General features: G+C 33.7%; 5 protein-coding genes and 1 pseudogene. All 6 read right to left on the minus strand.

Going from position 1 to position 5,722, the window contains the following annotated elements:
- On the minus strand, positions 1-940 hold a 940-nt coding region (locus DD829_RS21985; protein ID WP_133240955.1), incomplete at its 3' end, for a hypothetical protein.
- Positions 941-949: 9 nt separating this feature from the next.
- Positions 950-1,480 (minus strand): hypothetical protein, encoded by a 531-nt coding sequence (locus tag DD829_RS21990; RefSeq protein WP_116548146.1) that lies wholly within the window; start codon positions 1,478-1,480, stop codon positions 950-952.
- A gap of 344 nt (positions 1,481-1,824) precedes the next feature.
- Positions 1,825-2,463, minus strand: coding sequence for a hypothetical protein (locus DD829_RS21995; RefSeq protein ID WP_116548147.1), 639 nt, complete (start codon positions 2,461-2,463; stop codon positions 1,825-1,827).
- Positions 2,464-2,508: 45 nt separating this feature from the next.
- Positions 2,509-3,123, minus strand: coding sequence for an immunity protein Tsi6 family protein (locus DD829_RS23885; protein ID WP_228408266.1), 615 nt, complete (start codon positions 3,121-3,123; stop codon positions 2,509-2,511).
- Between the two features lie 11 nt (positions 3,124-3,134).
- A complete protein-coding gene (locus DD829_RS22005; protein WP_108409905.1) occupies positions 3,135-3,704 on the minus strand; it encodes a pentapeptide repeat-containing protein in 570 nt (189 codons plus the stop codon).
- A 113-nt stretch (positions 3,705-3,817) separates the two neighbouring features.
- Positions 3,818-5,722, minus strand: a pseudogene (locus tag DD829_RS24260) (hypothetical protein); the annotation flags it as partial.

The following is a 5,722-nucleotide window of genomic DNA, read 5'->3' on the forward strand; positions in this document are numbered from 1 at the left end:
GATAAAAACTGATATCTTCTTCATAATAATCGCTGTACCGGAATACTGATAATATTTTATACAGAGCGTATAGATAATCGCTTGAAATCCTTTCATATTCTTTATTTTGTATGTACATAATCAGTCGGTTCCAAAATCTGGAAATATCAATATTATCCATAATCTTGATAACGTTAATTACGGTTTCACAGTCTGTACTTTCCAGTCCTTTAAGCAAAATATCCTCATTGATTTCTTTAAAATATCTTTTATCAAGCATTGATAAACCTTCGAACAGATATTTCTCCTGAATACTCAGAATGTAATTTCTGTCATTTAACTGCAGTTCTTCCGGTTTTGGATGTAATTGTGAAACCAATTGAGCTGCAAAATCCCGGCACATGTATTCTTCATCAAAAAGCAACATATACGTTCGCTTTAATACTTCCTGTCTGTAAGGATATTGAAGGTTTCTAAATTTACCCTCTTCATAAAGGTATCTTATGATCTGAGTTTTCACTTCCCAACTTTTTCCTGCATACAAAAAGCAGGTCGCCAGTAAAGGTATGATTTCGAAGTCTTTATTTTGGGAGATATAGTTCAGCAATAGTTCACTATCATAACCTTTATGATAATTTTTAACGTCGAAAACCTTCTTAAATAAAGATGTTAATTCTTCATTTTTAATCGGTCGATGAATACTGATCCTGCTTTTACCAGAATACTTTTCGTTTATGACAATTTCTTTGTCTGAATCCAGATTCAGATTGATATCCAGTAAAATATCGCTTTTTTCCTGCTCAATACAAAGACTTAAATCATCTATAATACATCCGACAATCTGTAAGCAATCTGTATTTAAAATAATTTCTGATCCCCTTAAATCGCAAAAGAAAAATGAATGTTTTTCATTCAATTCTATAATTTGATTATTAATAATCCTGCCCAGTATTTTTTTCATAAATTTATTTCACCATGTTTTGCTGTCAATTTCGAAGGTATTGTTTAGAATTTGTTCTTTTATTTTGTCTAAACTTTCTTCCATTCGTATGTAATTTCTAGATACGTTGCTTATATCTCCGACAATATATTCATAATCAACAAATTCGGAGATTTCAGATATCAGCTTTTTTTGTATATCTTGTTTATAGATCATATCACTTCCTGCAAAGGAAATTACAAAACCACGCAGGAGCTTATCATCCCATGTTAAATAATTGATATCCACTTCCAACCTAAAATCCGGATGTCTGTAAGTAAGTAAACCTAGCCCTTTCCATGAACAGATCAAATCCACAACTTCTTCTTCCGTTGTTGAATTATCCAGCCAAATCGGTTCTTTTTCCTCTTCGTTTCTGCAATCGTTAAATACTACGACTACATAATCACTTCTTTGAAGGGCTACATTAATAGAATTTAATTTTTTATTAAGATCTGAAATAAAAGATTTAGGCTCTTTTCCTTCTTTTAATAAAAATAATGTCTCGTCAAAATAGCTCATTTGGATTTTTGGTTATTCAATTTTATTTCAAACATGATTACAATACAGACCTGCTCTCATTATTATTTACCTCCAAGAATTCAAAACATACTTGGTAAAGTTCATTTCCATATCTTTTATTCGGTCTTCGAGAGCTGCAATTCCTTTTGTAAGATATTCCTTTTTTTCAGGATCAGTCAGCGTATGGATTGCATCAAAACCCGGTGCCGGAGTAGAAATCGGAGCGGATAATTCAATGGTGTCGCCGTTTTCATAAATATAATAATACCCGTCTTTTTTTTTCTAAAAGGTTTTTCATGATTATTAAAATTAAAATATAATTTCCCTCATTCAGATCTAACCATCTATGATTTGATTTTTTCAGCCTCTTCAATATTATATCCAATTCTCTTATCATCTTTTAATAAGGAACTGAAAACCTCAAAATATTCCTCAAACCTGTGTTTATCGTAATGAACGATAACCGGAAAAAGCTGACTTGCCTGATAATATTTTTCATTTTTCAAAGCACTTTTCATCGCCTCTTCAATTTCTTTCAGCAGCGGTTTGCAGTCTTTTTTCAACAGAAAATCTTTTAAACAGGATTCGAAAAACCTATCTCCGTAAATGCTTAAGAAATGTTTTACATAAGGATATAATTCCTGTTCTTCTTTTCCATTGAGTGTCGAAATGTATAATGCATCCACGATAACATCATACACATTATCTTCATTATAAATTCTGTGAGGTTCAAAGCTGTGCTTTTCATCCCATTTTTCAGAGATGAAACGGTCAAGCTGTACAAATCCTTCCGGAATTGCCCAAGCAACCAAAATAAGCATTGCCTGATAAGAAATGTAGGGATTTTTATGTTGAAGCAAATGTTTCAGTTTTTCAACACGGTTTTCGTCTGTTTTTCCGAGGAGCTGTACTTCTGTAAGATCATAGCCTTCTTCGCCATCTTCGCTGTAATAGTACAGCGTATCATATATTTCGTTTTCCAATTCTTCTTAATTAAATAATTTATTTCAGTTAAAATTCCCGTAATTTTAAGAGTTCCAAATCCGGATGTCTTCTAAAAAAAGCATATATCTTCCCGGTTGATATTCGCCGTAGGAAAATAAATAAATCAGATCATTTTTCTTCAGATAATATATTTCCAGTCCTTTTTCAGAAATGTATTTTTCAATAAAATTATTTATCCGTTTAAAGCTGTTTTCTTCCACCATCAGATCAAAACTTTCATGATCTATTTCTTTTTTCAGTTCTTTTAACGGATGGTCATAAAAATCAATCAGCCTGATTTTCTGATAATTAACTTCAAACAATTTGTTTACACATTCTCTTTCATCTCCATCAAACAAAAGCTGCCTGAAATTTTCGGACGATGCATGATAATCAAATATTCCTCCGAAGATGTCTATTAACAATTTTGCATATTCATCATTTTCGTAATCGAAATTTTTCACCGCCAAATGTCCTAAAGAATATCTTTTGTATAATTCGTTTTCAGAAAAAACAGTAGTATTCTTTATTATTTTTTCATTGATATCAAGTAATTGATTATAGATGGAATGATACATGGAAATTTCAGGAAGTAACTTCATTAGTTCCTCCGTTTTCTGTATCGCCAGATTAAGGGTATCTCTGTACGATTTTTTCATTTTTTCACTGTTCAGGCGGATGTACATTTTGTTTGTCTTTTTAATTCTTCTACAGCAATGATATTTGCACAGTCATTTATCTTCACAGGATACGCTTTGCTGAATTTCAGATCTTTAAAATCAAGATTCTGAAACCGACAGTCAGAAAAAATTAAACCATCCACTTCTACCAACTGAAAATTTGAGCCAGAAATTATACAATTCCCAAAATAACTCCAGCCTAATTTTAAATTCTTAAAAAGACAAAACTCCACGGAAGTATCATAAAACTCTGCTTTTGTTGTTTCACTTTCTAAAAAAATACAGTTTTGGAATCTGCACTGGTGAAATTCACACTTTCTGAGATACGAATTTTCAAAATTGACCGAAGAAAAAACACAGTTAAAGAAAGAACTTCCGCCCAGATTTACATTTCGGAAAACTCCGTTTATAAATTTTGTATTACAAAACACAGCTGAATTTAAATTTTCATCAAATAATTCCATATTGCTCAACTCTTCATTTTCAACGTTCAGCTGCTCTCCTCCTTTATCATGTATCCAATTTTTATGAAGCTGTATTTTAATTTTTATATTTTCCAAATCTTAAAATTGAAATTTTATTCTTTTTGAAAACTTAAGATATTCTAATTATCGCGTTATCTTTTATGATTTTTTAAAATATCTTTTTTACCGTTTTATCATTTGTAAACAAATCATTCCGAAATCATCACATTACTTCCTTTCGTATGCGCATTCATCTGCGGTGCGTAATAATTCTGGATCGTGGTAATTCCGTTTGAGAATATTCCGGATGCATTGGCAACGTAATCATACTCAAAAACATACTTTCCTTTCGGCATCTGTTCAATGTAGAAATTTGTGGAAGCATCTTTGGTCGACTGATAATATCCTAAATTATTCTTCCACTGATACCCCGAAAGTACATCCAAAGGTTCAAATCCTGCTGCTCTCATGTCTTTGATGTGGATGAATTCCATCGGACGATCGGTGTTCAGAATCATTCGTACCGTCACTTTATCGCCCACTTTTAACGGAGTTTCCGTAGTGATTTTCTGCAATTCTTCCCCATTAATCGTTTTGATTTTTCTGTACAGTTCTTTGATTATGGACAGATAATTTTCAGAAGATTTTATCTTATCCAGATCTTCGTAATACTGCCAGAACAAACCTCCCTGTACAATTCCTGCGCCCGGTTTTGTGACTGTAACTGTGGCTAAATTTTTATCTAAAACATCCGATTTCACGGTAGATTTCACATAACCTGTTGCCTGAGTCTGTGGCTGAAGTTCTTTTCCGCCCCAAACAATCGTTGCTTTATCGCTTTCCGCATTCGTCCATGATTTTCCTGAATTTAAAATCGTAAAAATAACTTCTGAAGTTCCTCTTGAGCTTCCCCATGAATTCACTTCTTTCTGCGTAATCAGCCAGATTTTCAAATCTTCAATAAATTGCTGGTCGTTGGGTTTTAATCTGTTAAATGCTTCTAAAGCTCCTGCATGATTCACCACTTTCGAGCTGAACCAGCCCCAGTCATCAAGATTCTGTTTCCAGTGCACCCCCTGCGTTTTTGAATCTACGGAAGTTTCTTTCAGGTAATTTAAAAGTTTATCCGAAACTTCTTTTAAACCATAATCGTTCATCAGTAAAGCGGCACGATGCAGTCCGAAGAAGGTAAAATCTGTAATTTTCATCGTTTTTACTTTCTGTTTTACCAAGGATTTTAAAGTCGCTCCTTTTCCTTTTAACGGATATTGCTTTTCCCAGTAATTTCGGGTATCGAGATAGTCTAAAGTCCAGTTATTGATTACATTTTCTTTTCCCGCACTGAGCGAAGTCGAAGTGTATTTTTCAATTTCATTATCTACGTATTTGATCAGGTTCGCCACCATTTCATTCTGTTCGGAATTTTGGTAATCTTTTACGTTATCTTTCAGCCAGACATTGATTTTTCCTAAATTTTTAAGAATGTACAATGATGTGGAATACGAACTCGGATAACCTTTATACCACGAAAAACCTCCATCCGGATTCTGTAGTTTCTCTAAATCTTCCCAATCCTGCTGAATTGAGTTTTTCATTGAATTGACATCGAACAGCAAAGCCAGTTTCGACATCTGTTCTTCTTCATTTTTGCTTTCCAGAACCCACGGTGTTTCTTCAAGCAACAACTGTTTCAGTTCCTGATTTTTTTCAAGATTGGAATTCAATAATCCTTTATTCTGGTATTCTTCGAAAACGGTTTTCAGCTTCGGATTGGCTTTAAAGATTTCAGATGCCAAAACATCCGCAAACCATTTGTTAAAAATGACATCCGCTGAATTGTTCCGGTCATTTTTCAGGCTCGGAAGCGCAAACATGATCTCCCAGATCGGATTGGTCGTGAGTTCCAGCGTATTGGAGACATTGGAAATCGTGGTGGAAGTCGCATTTTTAAGGTTTTCCAGTTCAAATGTTTTGGTTTCGCCTTGTTTTACAAAAACCGGAACCGCGTCAGTTACCAGCATTCTGTTCGGTAGAACCGCAACAGCTTTCTGTTCTCCATCGGAATATTGTCCTGCTTTTGCCACCACTTTTAAAATAATGGATGAAACATTGTT

Source organism: Chryseobacterium sp. HMWF035 (genome assembly GCF_003094695.1).
Taxonomy (GTDB): domain Bacteria; phylum Bacteroidota; class Bacteroidia; order Flavobacteriales; family Weeksellaceae; genus Chryseobacterium; species Chryseobacterium gambrini.

Coding starts and splice junctions, on each gene's coding strand:
- DD829_RS21990 (WP_116548146.1), bottom strand. CDS start 1,480: ATGAGCTATTTTGACGAGACATTATTTTTATTAAAAGAAGGAAAAGAG.
- DD829_RS23885 (WP_228408266.1), bottom strand. CDS start 3,123: ATGAAAAAATCGTACAGAGATACCCTTAATCTGGCGATACAGAAAACG.